Below are 22,242 nucleotides of genomic sequence, written 5' to 3'. Positions count from 1 at the left end.
AAATAATCCTTATGCTTAAAAACTATCTATTTACCACGCTCAGGCATATACAAAGAAATAAAGCCTTTTCGCTGATCAACTTATTGGGCCTTTCCTTCGGTGTTGCTATTACACTTTTGGTTTCCTTTTATGTCATTCAAGAAACTTCTTTTAACAAAGGTCATTCGGATAAAAACCGTGTTTTTAGATTAAATGCAAAGGGTAAGACTTTTAAAGGCGAAGAACGCGTTTCGAGTATTTTACCGATCCCTGCTGGTCCAGCTTTGGTTGAAAACTTCCCACAAATAGAATCATCACTGAGGTACAGGGGGCTTATGGATGAATCGTTAGCCTATGGGTTCAATGATTTTAAAGGGCTTAAAGTCATGAGTTTTGAAAAGAACTTGTTTGATTTTTTGGATTTAGAACTCTCTCTGGGTGATGAAAATTCATTTTTATCTGAGATTAACTCAGTAGTTCTTTCTCATGACTTGGCGAAGAGGCTTTTTAATGAGGATAACCCGTTAAATAAACTAGTAAAAGATAAGCGGGGTAAGGTTCTAAAGGTGACAGGCGTTATGTCTGAATCCAATAAGACACATTTCGAATTTGACTTTATCATCCCTTTCAAAGACTTTCTAAGTACACAGCCATCTTTCGCTTTACAATGGAGTTCCTCGAGTATTGGCACCTATGTCAAATTAAGTCCAGACTGGGATATTGACGAAGCACAAGAAAGTATATCCACTTTTCTAAATAGCAAGCAAAACCCTAAACTACTCGAACGACTTGGTCCAAAGGAGTATCAGTTACAGCCGATTGCAGATGTTTATCTAAAATCCGAGGATATTTCTTTGAGTTATGGTGAAAGGAAAGGTGACTTGGGTAAAGTTCGGTTATTCTCAATTGTGGCATTAGCCGTACTCTTGATGGCATGCATAAACTTTATTAACCTGTCCACGGCAGGCCATATCAAACGATCCAAGGAAGTAGGGCTGAGGAAAGTGATCGGGGCGAGCAGGCACCATTTGGTGATTCAATTCTTAGTTGAATCTACGTTCATGGCCTCCGTAGCTGGTGTTTTTGCGATCTTATTCGCGGACCTCATGCTTGGTGCTTTTGGTGAGATTATCCGGCAGGATTTATTGATTAAGCAGTATTCAAAAGAGATAATCGTTTCTCTAGTAGGTATTATAGGGTTGACTGGCATTGTTGCAGGACTTTATCCGGCTTGGTATCTATCATCTTTTCCGTCTACTCGTGTATTAAATAAATCAGGGAAAAACAGCCTGTTGTTAAGGAATAGCCTCGTCGTCATACAGTTTACGATCGCTATTGTATTCATAGTTGGGGCATTGGTCGTCAGCAAACAGATAAATTTTCTTAAACAGAAAGATGTCGGGTTTGATATTGAAAACCTCATGTATGTTGAGTTAGGCCGTAATATGGCTAAGGAACAAGTGACTATTCTTAATAAGCTTAATCAATCCCCTTGGGTTCAATCCGCAAGTTGGTCAGAACAAGGACCAATGCTCGGAAGGTTGCCTTCCATTTCCACGGAATGGATTCAGGGCGACGAGAAAGAAGTGGCGTCATATATGAGCGTATCTCACGAATTTATCGGAGCGGCTGGGTTAAGAATGATTGCTGGAAGGCCTTTCGAATCAGATGAGGCAAAAAACCATGTGATTATCAATGAAAGTGCTGCAATAAAGTTAGGAAAGGAAAATGTGTTAGGAGAGGTGATCGGCTTTTATGGAGACGCTGAAATTATAGGGGTGGTCGAAGATTTCCATTATCAATCGCTACACAGTGTTATTGAACCCTTGATTTTAAAGGTTGTTCCTGTGGCTGATAGAATGAATAGTCGTTCCGCTACTTTTTTACTTGTAAGGCTCAATGAGTCAAATTTAGTGAAGGGAAGAGAAGCATTAGAAGCAGCTATTTCAGCCTATTCAGATCAGTCAGAAATAAACTATGGCTTCCTTTCGGGAACTGCGCAGCGTTTTTATACAAATGAATCTAAAACGGCTAAGTCGCTTAATTATGCCGCTAGTTTTGCGATATTAATTTCGGCTATGGGCCTTTTGGGGTTAATAATTTCGGCTATCGCGAGTCGGACTAAAGAGTTTGGAATTCGTAAGGTACTCGGTGCGTCAGCGCTATCTATTGGCTATAAATTGTCTGCTCACTTTCTCTTTTTAGTGTTTCTGTCTTTATTGTTGAGTGTACCTATTGTGGTATACACTATGCGAGAGTGGCTTTCAGCATTTAGTTATAGAATCAATCTTTCTATACAAGAGTTTGTCGTTGGTGCCCTGCTTGTTTTATTGATTAGTTTTTGTGCTATAGTAGCCAGAGTCTATAAAGCTGCTCAGGCCAATCCTATTGATTCATTAAGGCACGACTAAAGCCATTGTGTTATTGAAAAGTGCCCATTTTTGGGCGATTGGTATTTACCACTGGACATGAATTATGGTATTCTTAGATTCTAAATTTTGTAAGTATCTAATTATCAGGTAAATGTGTTGTTGGTATTGAATTGGCAACAAGGTGTTCACAAAGTAAATTGAAGAATCATGTTAAAGAATTATCTGAAGACTACCTATCGTAATTTGTTGAGAAACAAAGTCTATTCCTTAATCAATGTTTTAGGGTTGACGATCGGTATTGCCTGCTTCTCTCTCATCTTTCTGTACGTTGAAAATGAAGTAAGCTTCGATAAGTTTCACCAAGAAAAGTCTTACCGCTTTTTGATCAATGAGCAAACTGGTGATGGTGAGTTTAGAAAGTATGGAATAGTTTCGGCTAAATCTATTGAGCGAATTGCGGAAAATGTTTCTGGGGTAGAAGATGCGATTTTACTTCGTAATTGGGGTGCAGGACCTCAGCAAGTGAAATACAAAGATTTTAGCTTTAAAACCCGCTCGTTATTAGGTGCTGAGTCTGACTTTTTTGATTACTTCGATTTCAACTTGATAAGAGGAGACAAGGCGACAGCCTTAAAGGGCCCAAACAATGTAATTCTAACTGAGTCTACGGCCAAAAAGATATTTGGTAACGAGGACCCAATGGGCAAAACACTTACCTCAACGGGAAGTATGAGCTTTTCTTGGGTTGTAACTGGAATTCTTGAAGATCCTAAGAATTCGCATATGGAATTTGAGTTCCTCTTCAATTTTGATCTTAGGGATGATGTCAATGATTACATCATTCTTAGAGAAGGATTTGCTAATTCTGTTTATGGATTTTTCAAGTTTTCAGAAGGTACCGATCCAGCGGCAATTGCAGAAAGGACCAAAGATTATTTCAAAGAATTCTACAAAGACAGACCAGAAGTTGTCGCTAGCTTGGATCGAGAATCATATGAATTTCAGGCCTTAGAAGATATTTATTTTGAATCTGGAGATGTTCAGTTCAATGGCTTTCGCACAGGAGACAAACAGAATCTGTTTCTGTTAGCTGCAATAGGCTTGTTTATGCTCCTGATCGCCTGTGTGAATTATATTAATGCTGCCACAGCAAAGTCAATCAATAGACGTAAGGAAATAGGCGTAAGAAAGGTCTTTGGTGCTTTCAGAGGGCATCTTGTGACGCAATTCATGGGAGAGGCCTTCTTAATATCCCTCATCTCAGTATTACTCTCAGTTTTGGTAACTGATATTGCGCTACCCTCATTTGAAAACCTGATGCAATCAGAGTTGCGACAGAGTTTGCTCAGTAACACCTTTTACTTAGGGAGTTTAGTGGGTGTCCTGCTCTTCGTAAATATTATTTCTGGTAGCTATCCGGCACTCATGCTCAGTAGGTTTAGTCCATCGGACGTACTTAAAAAATCATCTCGTAATGGTGCCTTAAAGGGGAATAATCTGAGGGCGCTCCTTGTCGGTATCCAGCTTTTCATCACTATGGTTTTGATTAGCTCGGTATTGCTTATCGTCAAGCAAAGCCAATTCATTAATGACATGGAACTGGGTTTTGATAAAGACGATATACTGATCATTCCCAATAATTCACCAAAGCTCAATGCTAGTATTCAGACCTTTGAGTCAGAGCTTATGAAGAGCCCATATATCAAAGGTGTAACAGCCGGAATGGATGTACTAGGATTCGAGTATACTAACAATTCAGGCTTAGTAATTGCCGAAGGCACTGACCCTAGTGAAGCACCAGTGGCTACCTATTTCACTGTTGGTATGGACTTTATCGATGTTCAAGGAATTGAGATTATTCAGGGAAGAGGTTTTGATAAGAATTTGAGCACTGATAGTGCAGCCATCATTGTCAACGAGGCTTTTGTAAGAGCGAGCGGAGGAATGGATTTAGTCGGAAAAAATGTAAAGCTGTTTTCGCCTGAAAATAATTCAAGCCCTGTCATCGGAGTAGTAAAAGATTTCAACTTTAGATCTTTACGTTCAGAGGTTTCTCCTGCCATTTTTCAGGTAAGTAGAGGTACAAACTGGTTTTTTACCCTAAAAGTTGATCCCGCAAACAAACAACTGGCATTAGCACACGCCAAAGATGTTTATCAGTCTATTGAATCCGACTTCCCAATGGGTTTTTGGTTCCTAGAAGATAATTTGAAGGCCTATTATGGAGATGAGGAAAGGCTCCAGGCTGCTATTAAGACATTTGCCTTCATTTGTATTTTCATAGCCTGCCTTGGCCTTTATGGAATGACCGCTTTCACAGTAGAAAGAAAATTGAAAGAAATAGGTATACGCAAGGTATTAGGGGCTAAGATTAATCACCTGGTCTGGATTGTGAATCAGCGCTTTATACTTCTGGCACTTATGGCCAGCCTCGTAGCCGTTCCGGTCGTCTATTACTTCATTAATGACTGGTTGAGCGGTTTTGCCTACAGAACCTCCATTGGTATTGGAAGTTTCGTCCTATCCATTATCATCGTGCTCATCATAGTCTTAGTAACGGTAAGTTTCCAGGCGGTAAGGGCAGGACTTGTGAACCCAGTAAAGACCCTCAGGTCTGAATAAACTCAAATTCAAAACAACAAAGTCATGTTAAAGAATTATATAAAAATCACGTTCCGATCGCTCCGCAGAAATGCTGGTTATGCCATGATTAATATCATAGGGCTAGCGATTGGCATCACAGGAGCAGCACTTTTGCTGAATTATGTAAAGAGTGAGAATTCTTATGAATCTAGGCACAGTAAAGCCGATCGTATTGTAAGACCATATGTGCAGGATTTAGGGGCAGAAAGCCCAAGTTTTTATGCTTCGAACCCAGCGATTTTAGGAAAGATTTTGGACGAAGGCCTTGCGGGTATCGAAACATACACCTCTGTGAACCGCTTTTTTAGCGGACAATTCAACTTCTCAATAGGGGGCAAGCGATATACCGAACGTGACTACTTTGTTGCTGATAATAGCTTCTTCGATGTTTTTGACTTCCCGTTTATAACAGGAAACATAAAAACAGCCTTAGCCTCCCCAAATCAAGTGGTATTAACTGAAAATAAGGCGCTGGCAATTTTCGGAACCACTAATGTGATTGGTAAAATATTGGAGTTTACAGGTCTACCAGACTTTGAAGTCGTCGGTGTAGTCGAAGGGAGTAAAGGGGATACCCATATGGAATTTGAGATGCTTATCTCACCTTCTGTACCAGGCGAAAGCTGGGATGCGCTTCAAACTAGCTGGGGAGATTTCAGTTCTTCCACCTATTTGGTATTGAAAGAAGGATACGACTTCGACAACTTTACCGAAGATGCAGATACACTCATAGCCGATCGTTTACCTGGTCCAATGAAGTCAAGAGTGAAATACTTTTTTCAGCCAATGACTGATATACACTTCAACTCTGCACAGCTACAAAGGGATATTGCTCAGAACAAAGGAGATAAGTCTTACAGCAATATATTCATCGCAATCAGTATTTTTCTTTTGCTCATCGCATGTGTCAATTACATGAATTTGGCCACCTCAAAAGCTGTATTTAGAGCAAAGGAAATTGGTATCAGAAAAGTTGTTGGTGCAGTCAAAAAGCAATTAGTGACTCAGTTTTTATTAGAATCATTTATTATATCGGCTTTCGCCATGTTGTTATCGGTTGGGTTAATCGATATTACGATGCCTTTCTTCAACACATTGACGAATAAGTCATTCGACTTCAGTTATGTCACACTTTTAGAGTACTTACCAATGCTCTTGGGAATCACTTTGTTGGTAGCGCTTATCTCAGGTATATATCCAGCCTTTTTTATGACGAGACTCAAAACAGTCAATGTTCTAAAAGGAGAGAAGTCTACAGGAGGGTCTTTTAGAGTTAGACAAGGATTAGTTATTCTTCAATTTGTCCTCGGCATTTTCATGATCATTTCCACCTTGGTGGTGAGTAATCAAATGAGCTTCATTCAGTCTAAAGACTTAGGCTTTAATGAAGAAAATTTAGTAACGATCGATATCAATAACGGAGCGGTTCGACCTGTCTTCAAGACCATGCAAAATGAATTGAACCAAATACCAGGAGTTGAAAGCGTTGGAGTGGCATCTCGCGTACCAGGAGAGTGGAAGAATATAAACGAGACTGAGGTAGCCTTATTAAACAGCAATGGAATCGTAGATACTGTCGGCATGTACTATATGGGCTTTGATCCACAAATGCTCAAGACTTTTGATTTGAGAATTGAACAAGGTGATTGGTTCAGTGGAAACGATGCGAGTGACAGTACGAAGATATTGTTGAATCAAGCTGCTGTCGAACGACTTGAGCTGGGAAGCAACCCAATTGGTTCCGTGGTCACCATGGGCTGGGCAGGCAGACCAAAAGGAGACTATACAGTAATTGGCGTTCTAGAAGATTTTAATTTTAAATCACTACACACCGAAATTGAGCCCATAATTATCGGCCCGTGGAATAATGTGAATGCCACGATTGATTATTTCATTTTAAAGATATCTGGTGATCCATCGAGTATCATTGACGCAGCGACTTTGGTTCATGAGAAGTTTGATAACCGTACCGTGATGGAGTATCATTTCTTAGACGATCAATTGGCCTTATTCTACGAACAGGAAAGACAAGCAAGCACTATCTTTAAATTAGGGGCAGGGCTCACCGTCTTGGTAGCCTGTTTAGGACTATTTGGTCTAGCGTCATTCACAGTACAGAAAAGAGTGAAAGAACTGGGCATTAGAAAAGTGCTAGGTGCTAGCGAATGGAAACTATTCTCTTTACTCTCAGGGTCCTTCCTTAAACAAGTATTCATTGCCTTTTTGTTGGCGAGTCCGCTGGCGTATTTCTTTATGCGTAACTGGCTAGACAATTTCCAATTCCGTGTAAGTATAGGAGTCGAGGTCTTTTTAATCGCCGCGATATTGACCATGTTAGTAGCCCTAATTACGGTGAGCTATAGAGCTTTAAGAGCAGCTCACTCTAACCCTGTAGATTCACTTAGGAGCGAATAAATGATGTTTTTGGGCATAAAGAGCTGAGTTTCACTAGCACTTTATGCCCTTTTACATGATGATAATTGTTATTGAAAGCTAACGCTTGTTAGTTTCTTTGCGATTCACTTACTTTCTATCGGTTTCAATGTCCAATTGAGCCAATGCGACACATGTTAATGGTTATTACTGACACCAAAATTTATCATGATGAAGCATTTATGTATTCTAATAATGGCATGCGCCATTAACGTTTCCTTAGCGGCACAAAAGCCATTCATTACAACTTGGAAAACAGACAACCCAGGTATTTCCAGAGACAATCAAATTGTTATTCCAACTATCGGTTTTGGCTATTATTATGAAGTAGACTGGGGAGATGGAACCATAGAGAAAGGCCTAACTGGAGATGCCATGCATAGCTATAAAAAGGCAGGAACTTATCAAGTATCCATAAAAGGGGAATTTCCGAGCATCTATTTTAACAGCGCAGGAGACAAGGAGAAATTACTTTCTGTTGATCAATGGGGGGATATCCAATGGAAATCAATGACTAGAGCCTTTAAAGGCTGTAGCAATTTACATGTTTGGGCTAAGGATGCTCCAAACCTTAAACATGCTGAGGATGTTTCTGGCATGTTTGAAATGGCCATATCCTTCAACGAACCGATAGCACATTGGGAAATGGCTTCGGTAAAAAACATGAGTGACATGTTTAAAGATGCCAGCGCATTCAATCAAAATATCAATGCTTGGGATGTGAGTAATGTACAAGACATGTCCGGTCTTTTTTGGCAAGCGACAGCATATAATAAGCCACTATTTAATTGGGAGGTGGACAACGTTCAAAATATGGCTTATATGTTTTGGGGAGCGTCATCCTTCAATCAAAACATTGGAAACTGGAATGTAATGCGCGTAAAGTCGATGGGTGCAATGTTTGAAGGTGCCCAAAGCTTTAATAAGGATATTTCTGGCTGGGATGTCTCTCAGGTAGATATTTTGACAGGGATGTTTATGGGCGCCATTTCCTTTGATCAAGATTTGGCCGATTGGAAGGTCAATAATGCACAAGATGTGTCGAATATGTTCTCTTTTTCTGGTCTATCGGAAGATAATTATGAGCTTATCGTCATGAACTGGAAAAAACGTTCAGTTTTTAGAGGAACCCTCAATATTGAGACACTCAGCGTCTCAGTAGAAAAACAATAGGTTAATTCAATTCAATACAGGGATTTGTAGGTTCAATACAAATCCCTTTTTCATTACTTGTACATTTGTGAAAGATATATTTCTTTTATATTTGTGTAACTAATAATTACGCTGATATGAAAGGAACGTACTTAGGTGAATTCGAGGAACTCGTACTATTAACCGTGGGGGCGCTGTATCCGGAGGCTTACGGAGTGGCGGTCATGGATGAAATAAAAAACGAGACTGGTCGCTCTGTAAATATCAGTGCGGTCCATTCAGCCATGCGCCGCTTAGACGAAAAGGGTTTCGTGAGAAGTGAAATGGGCGGAGCTACCAATGAAAGAGGAGGTAGGAGAAAACGCTACTTTGAGCTCACCGCTTTTGGCAAGAAAGCCCTAGACGACGCACAGTCGCTAAGAATGAAACTCTACAACAGAATTCCTGATATTTCTCTGGGTACATCTTGAGTAATCCTGAAAATATATCGCCACCTAAATGGGCCGATCGCTTCTTAAAGTTCTACTGTAAGCAAGAGTTTATAGAGGAGATTCAAGGAGATGCCTACGAAATATTTGAGCGATTAGTAGCCGAAAACGCAACCCGTAAAGCTAAAAGGGAATACATATGGAATGTTTTGAGGTTTTTCAGGTGGTCAAACATGAAACTAAACAACAGGTCTAATTTTAATCAACTTACAATGGTCAAAAACAACTTTAAAATCGCGTACCGCAACCTGATTAGAAACAGGTTTTATACAGGCATAAACCTAGCGGGAATATCCTTGGGGATCGCTTGTTTTATTCTTACTTCACTTTACGTTCAAGAGGAATTCTCTTTCGATAAATTCCACTCTAAATATGATAATCTGTACAGAGTTTGGGTACACGAAACATATGATGATGAAGAATATAAGGATGCTACGATTCCAGTAGTGTTGGGTCAAACCATCAAAGCGGATTTTCCTGAAATAGAGCAGACAATTCAAATGATCGGCGATGTAGGGTCTTATATATCTGATAATCAAGAGAAAACAGATTTATACTTTGAAATAGTTGGTGAATCCTTTTTGAAATCTTTCGATTTTAAAATGCTGGTCGGTGATAAAAATACCGCCTTGAGCAAGTTGGAAAACATCGTTTTGACCGAAAAACAAGCCATGAAGCAGTTTGGCAACCTAGATGTTTTGGGGAAAACAATAGAATTGACAGTAGATGATGAACAATTCAATTTTTTGGTGTCTGGTGTGGTTGAAAACCCACCATCAAATTCCTCAATAACCTATGGATCGCTAATTTCTGAGGCAAATAATGAGCGATTTTTGAATACCCAAACCAGAACGGCTTGGTACACTTCTTCATCACAATTTTATGTGGAGCTCAATTCAAACGTTACGGTTCAGGATTTAGAAAGTAAGTTTCCAGAAATGGTTAAAAAAGGTTTAGGCGATGAATATGAAGAAGACATGTTCATTGTTCATCTACAACCATTATCAGATGTCCATTTTAACAGAATTATTGAAGGCGAGACTGTTAGTGGCGACCTTAGAACCGTCAGAATTCTTGGTCTCGTGGGGTTGGTAATTCTGCTATTGGCTGGCATCAATTTCATAAACTTAGCAGTAGGTCAATCCATTAGAAGAGCCAAAGAGGTGGGGGTAAGAAAGGTAATGGGAGCTCATAAACATCAATTGATCAGTCAATTTTTAGGTGAGTCATTTTTGCTTACCACTGTGGCCATGTTCTTAAGCATTGGTGTATGTTCGTTGCTATTGCCAGCATTCAATCAATTCGCTGATAAGAACTTAACACTAGAGTTTTCATTGCCGTTAATCACTGCTTTAGGGGTATCAGTACTTGTGATAGGCCTTCTTTCTGGCATCTACCCAGCTTTTGTGTTATCGTCATTCAACCCTGTCGCTACGCTAAAAAGTGCAAAAATAAGCGGTAAAGGGAAAAATGGTTTAGCGTACAGTCTCATAGTGGTTCAGTTCTTTGCTGCAATTTTCTTCGTATCGAGTACGATTATCATGAAGAATCAATTGAGTTATCTCGCTAAAAAGAATCTAGGGTTTCAAGCCGAAGGTGTGGTTTATATGTCACTGCCTAGACCGCAAAAGTTTGAACATGGAATGGCAGGTATAATGAATGCCAGTGCACAATTGGCGGATCAATTTTTAGCTAAACTCTCACAAATTCCTGCGATAAGCGGTGCAACACACGCCAATAATTTTTTCGGTGAAGATGATTGGATGACAATCGACTATGCTGATTTGGACGACAACTGGAAATCCCTTGGCTACAACACGATTAGTGAAGATTTTGTAGATGTTTTTGATATTGAAATTGTTGAAGGAAAAGGCTTTGAAAACGCCACAGAGTATGAAAAAAGAACCGGGTTTTTGGTCAATGAATCGATGGCAAAAATGATCGGTTTGGAAACGACGGTTGGTGGTAAAATTAAGAGTAAGAGACCTTTTGGCGAACACCAGATCATTGGCGTCATGAAAGATTTTCACTTTGAATCATTACATAAGAAAATACGGCCCTTGTTACTTTCCATGAATGCTGAGCCAGTTTTTGAAGGAGTTGAAGGAATTTCTATGAGTAGAAGTGCCCGAGCCACTGTGTTGCTTAAAGTAAATCTGGAAAACTTCTCTGATGTGAGAAAGGAAATAGAATCGGCTTGGGAAGAGCGTTTTGCCGAACCCTTTGACCTCAGGTTTATCGATGCCAAACTTCAGGGACTTTACGAAAAAGAGCGCAATACTAACGCCATGGTAAACCTGATTGCCCTTTTAGCCATTACTATTGCTTGCCTAGGTTTACTCGGTTTGGCAGCGCTTACCATCAAGAATAAGTACAAGGAGATCGGCATTAGAAAAGTATTGGGCGCAAGTTCTATAGGTATTTTCAAGTTGCTTTACAGGCTATTTATGAGTCCAATTATAGTAGCTTTTGTGATCTCAGTGCCATTAACTATTTACGTGATGAATAGCTGGTTAGGTAATTTTGCCTATCAAATCAATGTGAATGCCTATCACTTCGTCATCGCGGCGATCGGCATACTCGTAATCACCCTTTTAGTGGTGAGTTATCAGGCCTTGAAGGCCGCAGCCACTAACCCTGTAGAAACTATCAGGTACGAATAGTTCTAGGGTATTTATGACAAAAGAAAAACCAATATCGCCACCAAAATGGGCAGATAAGTTTCTAGCGTTTTACTGTAAATCAGAATTTTTAGAAGAAATACAAGGTGATGCTCACGAGCTCTTTCAAGTGCGTGTGGCGAAAAAAAAGAAGACCAAAGCGAGACTGATGTTCATTTGGGATGTCTTGCGCTTTTTCAAGTGGTCAAATATTAAAAAGTCAAAAAAGGTCAACTCAAATATTATCGACATGACGAGAAACAACTTTAAAATCGCGGCACGGGTGCTGTGGAAGCAGAAAACAAACACAGCACTGAATGTAGGAAGCATAGCCATCGGAATGGCTTGTTTTATCCTCATATCTCTCTATGTACAACAAGAACTAAGTTTTGATAAATTCCACGAAAAGGGAGATCGAATTTATAGAACCTGGACTAAAGAGGATTATGGAGAAGGTCAGCAATTCTTTTACACTTCATCTCCGTTGCCACTTGCAGATGCTTTAGAGGCTAATATTCCGGAGGTAGAGGCCACTGTAAGAGTGGATTATAGCAGGTTTTTGGTGGGGGAAGGAGAAAGTCGTATAAATGAGCGAGTTGCTTTCGTGTCCCCGAATTTCTTCGATGTCTTTAGTTTCGACTTATTGAAAGGCAATACCGAAAAGCCTCTTGGCCGTCAAGATTTAGTGCTATCAGAAAGCTATGCCACCAAATATTTTGGGAATAGTGAAGCCGTGGGTAAGGATATTTTGTTGCAGATGGGTGAGGAGCAATTACCTTATCGAGTATCCGCAATAATGGCCGATTTACCTAAGAATACTGGCTTCAGAATGGATATGATCGTATCAAATGAAGACCTGACACGATTTTATAGTGAAGGGGCGCTAAATGCTTGGTTCAACATTGCGCCTGAGACTTTTGTCTTACTCAAAGAAAACACATCTCAAGCGGCAGTGGAAGATAAACTTCCGGGAATGATTAGAACTGTTTTGGCAGATGAAGTGCAAGAAGGTGAGTATGTATTGGGGCTTCAACCTTTGACCGATATACATCTCAACCCTGATTTTCCAATCGCGTCAATGCCAGTTGGAAACCCAAGTTATGTCTATGTTTTGGCCACTATCGGCATACTTGTCCTTGTAATGGCCTGCATGAATTATACTACATTATCCACAGGCCAATCGATTCGGCGGGCCAAAGAAGTGGGAATTCGCAAGGTGGTAGGAGCGCAGAAAAGGAGTTTAGTGTGGCAGTATCTTTCTGAGAGTATGTTAATTACCTTTTTTGCGGCCATGGCGGGAGTGGGGCTTGCTTATTTGCTATTACCTACCTTTAATCAGCTTGCTGGAACTGAAATTTCCATCCTATTAAACTATACAGGCGGGCTTTTCTACATAGGACTAGTTCTTGGAGTAGGGCTTCTCACAGGGCTATACCCAGCGTTTGTACTATCGAATTTAAGACTGATTAGCGTTTTAAAAGGAGCTCAAAGTAGTAGAGGGACAGGTTTGTTTCGAAAGTCACTTATGGTATTTCAGCTGCTGCTGACCATTTTCTTGATCTCTGGATCATTGGTTATGCGAAATCAACTAAACTTTCTTCAAGACTCAGACCTAGGATATGATAAAGAAGCAATGGTTTATGTAAACCTATACGCTAAGCCGGGAGTTTCAGGACTTTTTAATCGAATCAATAGTGGTTTTGAAAATGCTGAGATATTGAAATCTAAACTTGCGTCTTACCCTGAAATAACCAGCATAGGGGCCGCCAATCATATGTTTGGAAGTTCAGGCTGGACAAATCTAGGTTTTAGTGATAAACAAGGTCAGTTTAAGCAATTTTCCTTGCTAATAACAGATCCATACTACAACACAAGCTTTGATATAGAGCTTGCTGAGGGTAGGGACTTTGATGCAGCACTAGAAATTGACAAAACCGAATCAATCATCATTAATGAGGCAGCTGCAGCATACTTTTTTAATACAGAAAGCCCAATTGGGAAACAATTGCCAGGAGATAATTTTGGAACACATAGAATTGTAGGAGTAGTTAAAGACTTCAATTTCGAGTCTCTTCACACCGAAGTTCAACCTTTGGTTATTACACAAAATGCTAGTCCGATCACTGATGGTGTAAGTGACTTTAGTATTAATTCTAATCCTATTCCAAAAGTGTTTTTCAAGTATACAGGAAGTAATCTACTGGGGGTACAAAAACTATTGGAAGACGTTTGGGCTGATACATTTCCGAATGAAGAACTCAATTTTAGTTTTATCGATGAGCGTTTAAGGCTTCTTTATGAGAACGAATCACGAGTCAATCAAATTGCTGGCGTGGCCACTGTGATCAGTATTCTCATTGCGGCTTTCGGCCTTTTAGGCCTTACTATTATGGTGGTGAATACTAAGATTAAGGAGATAGGAATCAGAAAGGTACTCGGTGCTCGAACATTTACCATTCTGGGCCTACTTATGAAGCAATTTAGCCTGCAACTGCTATTAGCCTTCTTCATTTCTATACCAATCACTTGGTACCTTATGAATCAGTGGTTGAGTGACTTTGCCTATAGAGTTGACGTCGGAATTATCGTCTTTTTAGTTAGCGGAGCCCTTTCTTTTGCCATTATGCTTTCAGTGATAGGATTTCATGCGATAAGAGCAGCAAGAGCCAACCCTATTAAGGCATTAAGAGTCGAGTAATTAGGCCGATAGCTTGGGGATTTCAGAGAGTTCTTCTTCGGTTAAATCTTTTTGTATTTGCTGAAAGAGAACTCTTTCTTCTTTTCTGACATGTTTTTCGAATAGATCACCTAATTCATAAAGAATTTCAGCCGATCTGGATTGATCAAGCGCGAAAAATAGGTCATTCAACTTATTGCGCTCAATTTGTAAGTCCATTACGATATTTTTCAATAAATCAGACTTGCTAGACACGTAGTTCCACAGCTTAGATTCCATGGCAAAGTGCTCTTGAAGTGCTTGCTTGTAAAACGAATTGGCGTAATCAATTTTACCTGCCAAATCCGTTGGGTAACCTTTTACATCTGGAGCATTTTCTTTAGCAATCAGTGCTAGAAACAAGCAGGAGCGATGAAATTTAGAAAACGGAATAAGAGATTGATGCCTTTTCATTGCTTCACGGAAGGTAATAACCATGAATAACTAAACCAATGCCATTTGCCTTGACGATCGGTAACTGTAACGGTGAATAAAGTCCTTCGTTTTTTTAATTCATCTTCGGGCCAAATACTCAATTCAACATTTCCATCCTTTAATACCCTAATGGACTTTTTAGCTTTTGTTCCTTGAATAAAGCACTGCAGGTTTTTTAGATCGTATGCTCCTTCGTTAAAATTGAGTATTAATCTAGGCTTTAGACTGCTACCTTGAAACCCGTTATCAATTACGTTGATCTTCGTGACCTCAAGGGCATTCATATTTACTTTTTGCTTAAAATCTTGCAGATCCGCATAGTTGTCCGACATGGGGAATCTGGGTAGTTGGAAGGGGGGCGATTCTTTATAAATAACACCCGAGTTTTGCGCTGCAGCGTAAGTGTATCCCAAACTGTCCAGTAAATCACCCATTTTTGGGTGCCACTCCCCATACGGATATGCATAACCATCTGGTATTTCACCAAGCATATTCCTGAAAAATGCATCGCTGATGATTAAGTCACTGTAAAACGCATTAATATTAAAATTATCCATGAAATAGGGATGGGCATGCGAATGATTGGCAATTTCAATACCTTCGGCTTTTACCTCTTTCAGCTCCTCCCAAGTCATATAATCACTGGAGCCTACGGTTTTCGTATTGACAAAAAGGGTCGCCTTAAAACCGTACTTTTTCAATAATGGCCATCCGTTCTGATAGAAACTCTTGAAAGCATCGTCTATGGTGATCACCACGACATTCGAAATCGCTGTTTGCTTGGATTTTACTTGCTTGAAAGCTTCATTTAAAGTGATTACCTGATAATTGTTTTCAGCTAGAAACGCTAATTGCTCTTCGAACTTATCAAGGCTAAGGTTTGTGGATGGATATCGATCATCACCGAATCTGTGATAAACGAAGGTCGAAAAGTTCTTCTGCTGGAAACCAAACCCGCTCATAGCAACCAGAGAAATGGCGATGACGATCAAAAAGCTTCTCATTTCATGATTGCTTTGGCGACGATATATTTTGGGTCCAAGATATAACTATCGTATTGCTCAAATTCATTGAACCTGATCATTGAAAGGATTTGTCGCGTATAGGCTTCACCTCTTTCCGAATAAGACCTGAGCAAGGGGACAAGCTCTTGAACATTATTGGAGGTCTTTCTTTTCTCAACAAATGCTTTGTACCCTCTGTGTCGCGCAATGGTTTTAAAATAGTCTTTTATAGACTCCGAAATATCATCGTATTTCCGAAGGTAGACTTGAAAATCCGGTCGAGCGACAGAAGCTGGAATCCGAGGTTCTTTTGGGTCGAATGACCAAACGCCAAACAAGTTGTTTGCCCTTCGGAAAAATCTAGAAGTGCCCCAACCTGACTCTACCGCAGCCTGTGCTAAAACTATAGAATTAGGGTGAGTGAGCAGCCTTTCTTGGAGCAAGTCGATCTTATCTGTTTTGTATTGTTTAGAAAGTGCTTTTAGAAAAAGACTGTCTTCAGAAGACCATGTCTGTGCCGCTAAAAGGCTGTTTAGGCGCGTTAAATCTTGATCTAATTCGTATTTAGCAACTAAAATGGCAGGTAAAATAATGTTGATAAACCGATTCTTTTCTTCAAAAGGTGGTAGGGAAGGGAGTTTACTTATTTTAGTATAAAGGACTGGTTGAACTAAACCAGAACTGATTTTTACGATATCATCATCAGTGATGATCTCTCGTTGTTCAGTCATTAAAACCGTCTCGTATTCGGTAGGTTCTTCTGTCTTACGTTTCTTAGCCAAATTGACTATCAGTAAGCCTAGAAAAAGAGTAATAAGAATGACTTTTACCTTAGTTTCCCCTGACATTAGTCAAAGATATTCTTTTGCCGCTTAAGTGGCTAAAAGAATAATAGAATTCAAGTTTAAAGTCATCGCCGTTTTACAAACTCAAAAGCCATTTTTTTGTCCTTACCGTCCGAAATGATCGCGGACATTTTGTTAGCATTTAATTGGTATGAAATCACTTTTGGGAAGTCGTGATCAGGATTTTTACTGATGAATCCATTTTTTGTGATCTCATCAATTCTAAAATAAATCGGTGTGGCGTTTTCACGCACATCTGCCACGTAAACAATTTTTTGATCCTTGAACTCTAAACGTAAGTGCTCTACGAATGTCGTATCCGAACCGCGAGTATTCACGCCGATGCCTTCATAGCGATTATTAGATACTTTACGCCAAGATTCGGTTGCACTTGTACCTGATCTGGTATTAGTCCTTTCCCATTGACCTAGAATCCAATGTAAACTGTCAAAATCCTTTTGAGTCATCTGCTGTTGCTCTTGTGCAAAGCTTGTTTTTGCCAAAAGGGAAACTAATAATAGGCTAAGGGATAATTTGAGCATTTTTTTGCTTTCAAAACTAAGGTGACGCAGGGCAGGGGTATTGTAAAAAACCGACAGATTTACTTATTCATGTGAAAATTGGCCATCGTTTGATCATTGAAACCATATGCCGAAGGGTCTTCGCCAGTGAATTCTTGAAAGTTTTTAATGAAATGAGATTGATCGTAAAATCCAGCTTGAAATACAAGGTCACTCCATGTTTGATCTTCGGCCTGCATGAGTTTAAAAATTGACGTTAGTCTGATAATTCGGGCATAAAACTTAGGACTTAACCCTATTTGCTTTAAAAAAAGTCGTTCCAATTTTCTTTCGCTCATATTCGATAATTCTGCAAGGGTGCTGACCTTCACATTACCTTTCGATTCTATTATATTTTCAATCGCTGACTCAATTTCCGTGTAGTATGAAGTGCCTTGATGGCGTTTTAAGAGGATGTTTTCTAAAGTGCCGATAAAGGCATCTTTTTCATGAAAGCTATTGAGAGAAATTGATGATAAATCAGGTATATAATCCTCTAAGGGAACCACACGATCTGTAATACTGGCCATATTAATACCAAAGAGATTGGCAAGTGCTAATGGTTTAAATTTAATGCCAACCATTCCCGATACTCCCGTGTTTTCCAGGTAAAAGTGATTCTTGATCTGACCGGCAAGAAGCTTTTTCTCTTGGCTGTACCATTGCCCAGAAATATTAATGCGAAATGGATCACCATAGTGGTAGATAACTTCTGGATAACCGTCTGGGACTATTTTTTGGCGGTCAATCTGGCTGTCACCTTCACTATCGACAACCCAAAAAGATTGAACAATGCCTTCTAAACCATTTGATGGAGCTATATGCTCGTAAACCATACCATTTCTTTAGATGAATCTAAAATAGTTGAATTTATTTTCTATTGGTCGGTAACGTTTTTCAATTGGTGAAGTATAATGTTTACAAATGTTATGAAAAATGATTCCATAATGTTTACAATTGTTATGAATATAACTTTCTTTACCCTATGAAAGGTATACATCTCGGCGAATTCGAAGAGCTAGTTTTATTGGCTGTTGCTACTTTAGAAGACAATGCTTATGCAGTGAGCATTCAGTCTGAACTCCACGAAAGAGTAGATCGTAAGGCAAACATCTCGGCTATTCATACGGCCTTGTATAGAATGGAAGACAAGGGTTTTCTAGAATCTACAAGGGGTGGAGCAGAGGCTAAACGGGGCGGAAAAAACAAAAGGCTATTTAGAGTAACGACTTACGGTTACAATATGCTCAAAGAATCCAAAGCAACGAGGGAGTCATTTTGGAATGTGTTACCACAAATTTCAACTAATTGATGAAGGAAGTTACTCCTCCAAAATTGGGTCAAAAGCTTCTGAAATGGATTATTTCAGAGGAGCTTTATGATGATATCGATGGCGATTTAACAGAGGTGTTCTACAACGACGTCTCCGACTTGTCATTAGCAGCCGCCAAGCGTCATTACCTCTGGAGTGTACTTTCATCGACAAGAAACATCCACTTAAGAAGAAAACTCAAATTTTATAACCCACTGGTCATGTATAAAAACTATTTCAAAATCACCTTCAGAAATATTCTGAAGTATAAAGGTTATTCGTTCATCAACATCTTCGGCCTGGCATTAGGGATGGCTTCCTGTTTGCTCATTCTTCTTTTTGTCCATAATGAGAGAAGTTTTGATGGATTTCATGAAAAGAAGTCAAATATTTATCGATTAGACGAGGTTCAAACTTTTGGGGCAGTCTCGGCCCAGAAAGTAGCCTTATCTATGTATCCGATGGGCCCAAACTTAATGGCAGATTACCCTCAAATAATCGATTTTACTAGGTATTGGACGTTAAATAGAACTCTGCTGAACATTGATAATGTATCGCATTATTTAGAAAATCCGGTCCGTGTTGACACCTCTTTCCTTAGGATTTTTGATTTCAAACTCATTCAAGGTGATCGAGACAAAGCGCTAAACGAGTCGCTAAATATACTCTTGAGCGAATCTAACGCTGAACGAATTTATGGATCGGAAAACCCGATGGGTAAAATTATCGATATCCCTGATTTTGGTGCTCAGTTCACAGTAGCTGGTGTTTTTGAAGATGTTCCAGATAACTCTCATCTGCAGTTTGATGCGCTCGTAAGCACGCTTGCTTGGGATGATGAACAGAGAAAAAATGCATGGGGTTCAAATTACTTGAACACCTATTTAGAATTAGCGAATAATGTAGATATCGATGCATTAGAGTCGAAATTCAATGACTTCTTGGTCAAGTTTATGGGAGAAGAATCCCTAGACTATTATGAGCTTTTCCTACAACCATTGAATGAGGTTCACCTAGGCTCAATGGACATTACGCACGACTATAACAACCATAAGAAGTTCTCTAAAGCGTCGGTCGATATTTTTCTAATCTTAGCCTTTTTCGTTTTACTTATAGCGAGTATAAATTTTATGAATTTATCCACTGCCCGAGCTGCTACCCGTTCCCGTGAAGTGGGTGTTAGGAAGTCAGTAGGAGCATTTAAGGGCCAAATTACTGGTCAGTTTGTAATTGAATCTATCATGCTCGCTCTGTTAGCCCTTGTGGTGGCGATCGGCATGTGTTATGGTGCTATCAATACGCTCATTAATATCATCGATCGGGATTTAAGTATGAATCTCTTTTTCGAACCTTTCAATTTGATGCTTGTGCTCGTTACCGCAGTATTGATTGGTAGTTTATCTGGTATTTACCCCGCTTTCGTGATGTCTCGTTTTAATCCAGTGACAGCCTTGAAAGGTAATGGTTCTACAGGTGGTAGGTCTACGTTTAGAAGTGTTTTAGTGGTTTTTCAGTTTGCCATTGCCATTGCTATAATCATTGGTACTACGATCGCGACTCGCCAACTAAACTTTATGCAAAACCTAGATTTAGGTTTCGATAAAGAATTGGTCGTGTCGATAGACATGTATGGCGATACTAACGAGAAGTATGATGTGCTAAGAAGTGAATTGAACAATCAGCCTAGTATTATTGGTGTTACTGGAACGAGCCAAAAGCTTGGCAATAACTTGCATCAGACCAGTACAACTTATGAATTAGATACCGCTAGGGTAAATGGTTCGAGCTCTTTTGTGATTGTGGATAGTAATTTCTTCGATTTCTATAAAATGGAAATCGTTGAAGGTAGAGCATTGAGTAAAGACTTTGCGGCAGATGGCCAAGGGAGAAGTTTTATAGTAAATGAATCTTTGGCTAAAGAACTCGGGGCCGATGGTTCTGATGTGCTGGGTATGCCATTTCATTTCGGAGGCACTGATACACTAGGAGCCATTGTGGGAATTGTAAAGGACTTTAATTATAACAAGCTTAACTTGAAAGTTGAGCCACTTTTTATGAGTAATCAACCTTGGGCTTCTTGGAGTGAAATAAATGTGAAAATTAAGCCAGGTAATATTCAGGCTTCATTAGAAGAAATTGAGGCGGTATGGACCTCCTTATTTCCTCAACGGCCATTCGAATATGAGTTTCTTGATGATCATATCGATGCGATGTATCAATCGGAACAACAATTGACACAAGTGATCAGTATTCTGTCAGGGCTTTCTATCATAATTGCTTCACTAGGACTTTTTGGTTTGGCCTCATTTACGGTTCGACAAAGACTTAAGGAAATGGGTATTAGGAAGGTTTTGGGGGCTAGTGTTAGCCAAATTGTAATGCTACTGTCCAAACGTTTTACGGTTCTTGTTCTGATCGCCTTTATAGTAGCCGCACCATTAACATATTACCTCATGAACGATTGGTTGGAAGGCTACACTTATAAGATTACCGTTGGTGTCACCGTGTTTTTAATCGTAGGCGTTGGATCTTGGCTAATTGCTTTACTCACGGTAAGTATTCAGTCTTTAAGAGCAGCTAAATCCAATCCTGTAGATACGCTAAGAATAGAATAAGATTTTTGAGGTTAAGGTGGAACTAAATTTTTTTACTCTTTTTGCGTCTTTTTTTTCATTGGTCGTCTTCGGATAAAAACTATGAAAAGAATACATATCAATTTATCGGTTAAGGATGTTCAAAGGTCTATTGAATTCTATAGTGCACTTTTTGGAACCTCGCCGAGTTTTATCAAACAGGATTATGCTAAATGGTTGCTCAATGATCCAAGTGTTAATTTTTCAATTTCTCAGACACCTGGAGTAACGGGGATTAATCATCTGGGCATTCAGGCAGATAACGAGGAGGAATTGTCACAGCTTTACCATCAGGTAGGAGAGGCAAAAGGAAAGGTTAGAAACGAAGGGGATACTATTTGCTGTTATGCGCATTCAAATAAGCAATGGATTAAAGATCCACAGGACGTAGAGTGGGAGATGTTTTATACTTACGGCCAAACTGAAGTGAATAAAGTTGCAACTAAAGAATGTTGTGACGACAATTGTTGTCAAGTATGAATCCGCAATGTCAAGTAGTAGCGCCTGTTTTTCAGGAATATAGTTTAAAGCTCACTCGGTTTATTAATAGCCGAGTGAGTGACCCTGTGGATAGTGAAGAGCTTTTAAGCACGGTAATGATGAAGATATATGATCATTGCGAAAAGCTTGAAGACATCAAGAATACGGAAGCATGGCTAATCACGATAGCTAAAAATACAATTGCCGATTATTTTCGAGATAGACAAAGACAGTCTGGTAAACAGCACATGTCTGATGTTCTGATAGACGAGTCAAGTGATGCTTATCAAGACTTAGAAGCATGTGTTCCTTCTTTAATCAAAAAACTACCTGAGAAATACGCTAAGCCCTTAGCTGATTATGAATTAAGAGGTATACCTCAAAAGCAGCTAGCGAAAAAATACGGTTTAAGTGAATCCGGACTCAAATCGCGTATTCAAAGAGGAAGAAAAATGCTCAAGGAAATGTTTTTTCAATATTGTGGACACTTGGTGTTAGAACTTGGCTGTAATGATTGTGATAATTGCTGA

The 22,242-nt window shown here is 39.5% G+C and carries 16 protein-coding genes; 11 read left to right on the top strand and 5 right to left on the bottom strand.

Annotation, left to right across the window (positions count from 1 at the left end):
* Positions 1–11: 11 nt before the first annotated feature.
* From BFP71_RS14935 to BFP71_RS14905, 7 genes are all read left to right on the top strand, one after another.
* Positions 12–2,390: an ABC transporter permease gene (locus BFP71_RS14935; RefSeq protein WP_069836245.1), complete on the top strand. Its 2,379-nt coding sequence runs from the start codon at positions 12–14 to the stop codon at positions 2,388–2,390.
* A gap of 168 nt (positions 2,391–2,558) precedes the next feature.
* Entirely contained in the window at positions 2,559–4,973 is a 2,415-nt protein-coding gene (locus BFP71_RS14930) for an ABC transporter permease (RefSeq protein WP_069836244.1), read from the top strand.
* Between the two features lie 24 nt (positions 4,974–4,997).
* Positions 4,998–7,409 (top strand): ABC transporter permease, encoded by a 2,412-nt coding sequence (locus BFP71_RS14925; RefSeq protein WP_069836243.1) that lies wholly within the window; start codon positions 4,998–5,000, stop codon positions 7,407–7,409.
* Positions 7,410–7,595: 186 nt separating this feature from the next.
* Positions 7,596–8,600 carry a BspA family leucine-rich repeat surface protein gene (locus BFP71_RS14920; protein WP_088125064.1) on the top strand — a complete coding sequence of 335 codons (1,005 nt, stop codon included), beginning with the start codon at positions 7,596–7,598 and terminating at the stop codon, positions 8,598–8,600.
* Between the two features lie 116 nt (positions 8,601–8,716).
* Entirely contained in the window at positions 8,717–9,049 is a 333-nt protein-coding gene (locus BFP71_RS14915; RefSeq protein ID WP_069836241.1) for a PadR family transcriptional regulator, read from the top strand.
* Positions 9,046–11,730: an ABC transporter permease gene (locus BFP71_RS14910; RefSeq protein ID WP_069836240.1), complete on the top strand. Its 2,685-nt coding sequence runs from the start codon at positions 9,046–9,048 to the stop codon at positions 11,728–11,730. Before BFP71_RS14915 ends, BFP71_RS14910 begins: the two co-directional genes overlap by 4 nt.
* Positions 11,731–11,743: 13 nt before the next feature.
* Entirely contained in the window at positions 11,744–14,425 is a 2,682-nt protein-coding gene (locus tag BFP71_RS14905; protein WP_069836239.1) for an ABC transporter permease, read from the top strand.
* Here the strand turns inward: BFP71_RS14905 and BFP71_RS14900 are convergent, their stop codons facing one another.
* The 5 genes from BFP71_RS14900 to BFP71_RS14880 all read right to left on the bottom strand — a co-directional run bounded on the left by BFP71_RS14900 (position 14,426) and on the right by BFP71_RS14880 (position 18,123).
* A complete protein-coding gene (locus BFP71_RS14900) occupies positions 14,426–14,857 on the bottom strand; it encodes a hypothetical protein (RefSeq protein WP_069836238.1) in 432 nt (143 codons plus the stop codon).
* Positions 14,854–15,882, bottom strand: coding sequence for a polysaccharide deacetylase family protein (locus tag BFP71_RS14895; RefSeq protein WP_069836237.1), 1,029 nt, complete (start codon positions 15,880–15,882; stop codon positions 14,854–14,856). The genes BFP71_RS14900 and BFP71_RS14895 overlap by 4 nt, the downstream gene beginning before the upstream one ends.
* Positions 15,879–16,730: a glucosaminidase domain-containing protein gene (locus tag BFP71_RS14890; RefSeq protein WP_069836236.1), complete on the bottom strand. Its 852-nt coding sequence runs from the start codon at positions 16,728–16,730 to the stop codon at positions 15,879–15,881. Before BFP71_RS14890 ends, BFP71_RS14895 begins: the two co-directional genes overlap by 4 nt.
* Positions 16,731–16,792: 62 nt before the next feature.
* A complete protein-coding gene (locus tag BFP71_RS14885; RefSeq protein WP_069836235.1) occupies positions 16,793–17,269 on the bottom strand; it encodes a DUF6265 family protein in 477 nt (158 codons plus the stop codon).
* Between the two features lie 59 nt (positions 17,270–17,328).
* The gene (locus tag BFP71_RS14880; RefSeq protein WP_069836234.1) at positions 17,329–18,123 is read right to left on the bottom strand and encodes a helix-turn-helix transcriptional regulator; all 795 of its coding nucleotides are present in this window, start codon (positions 18,121–18,123) and stop codon (positions 17,329–17,331) included.
* Positions 18,124–18,272: 149 nt separating this feature from the next.
* Between BFP71_RS14880 and BFP71_RS14875 the strand changes: the two genes are divergently transcribed.
* The 4 genes from BFP71_RS14875 to BFP71_RS14860 all read left to right on the top strand — a co-directional run bounded on the left by BFP71_RS14875 (position 18,273) and on the right by BFP71_RS14860 (position 22,242).
* Positions 18,273–18,599: a helix-turn-helix transcriptional regulator gene (locus BFP71_RS14875; protein ID WP_069836233.1), complete on the top strand. Its 327-nt coding sequence runs from the start codon at positions 18,273–18,275 to the stop codon at positions 18,597–18,599.
* The gene (locus BFP71_RS14870) at positions 18,599–21,214 is read left to right on the top strand and encodes an ABC transporter permease (protein ID WP_088125063.1); all 2,616 of its coding nucleotides are present in this window, start codon (positions 18,599–18,601) and stop codon (positions 21,212–21,214) included. The genes BFP71_RS14875 and BFP71_RS14870 overlap by 1 nt, the downstream gene beginning before the upstream one ends.
* Positions 21,215–21,295: 81 nt before the next feature.
* Positions 21,296–21,712, top strand: coding sequence for an ArsI/CadI family heavy metal resistance metalloenzyme (locus BFP71_RS14865; RefSeq protein ID WP_069836232.1), 417 nt, complete (start codon positions 21,296–21,298; stop codon positions 21,710–21,712).
* The gene (locus BFP71_RS14860; RefSeq protein WP_069836231.1) at positions 21,709–22,242 is read left to right on the top strand and encodes a sigma-70 family RNA polymerase sigma factor; all 534 of its coding nucleotides are present in this window, start codon (positions 21,709–21,711) and stop codon (positions 22,240–22,242) included. Before BFP71_RS14865 ends, BFP71_RS14860 begins: the two co-directional genes overlap by 4 nt.

It is taken from the genome of Roseivirga misakiensis (genome assembly GCF_001747105.1).
Taxonomy (GTDB): domain Bacteria; phylum Bacteroidota; class Bacteroidia; order Cytophagales; family Cyclobacteriaceae; genus Roseivirga; species Roseivirga misakiensis.
This window is presented reverse-complemented; position numbering and strand designations above follow the sequence as displayed.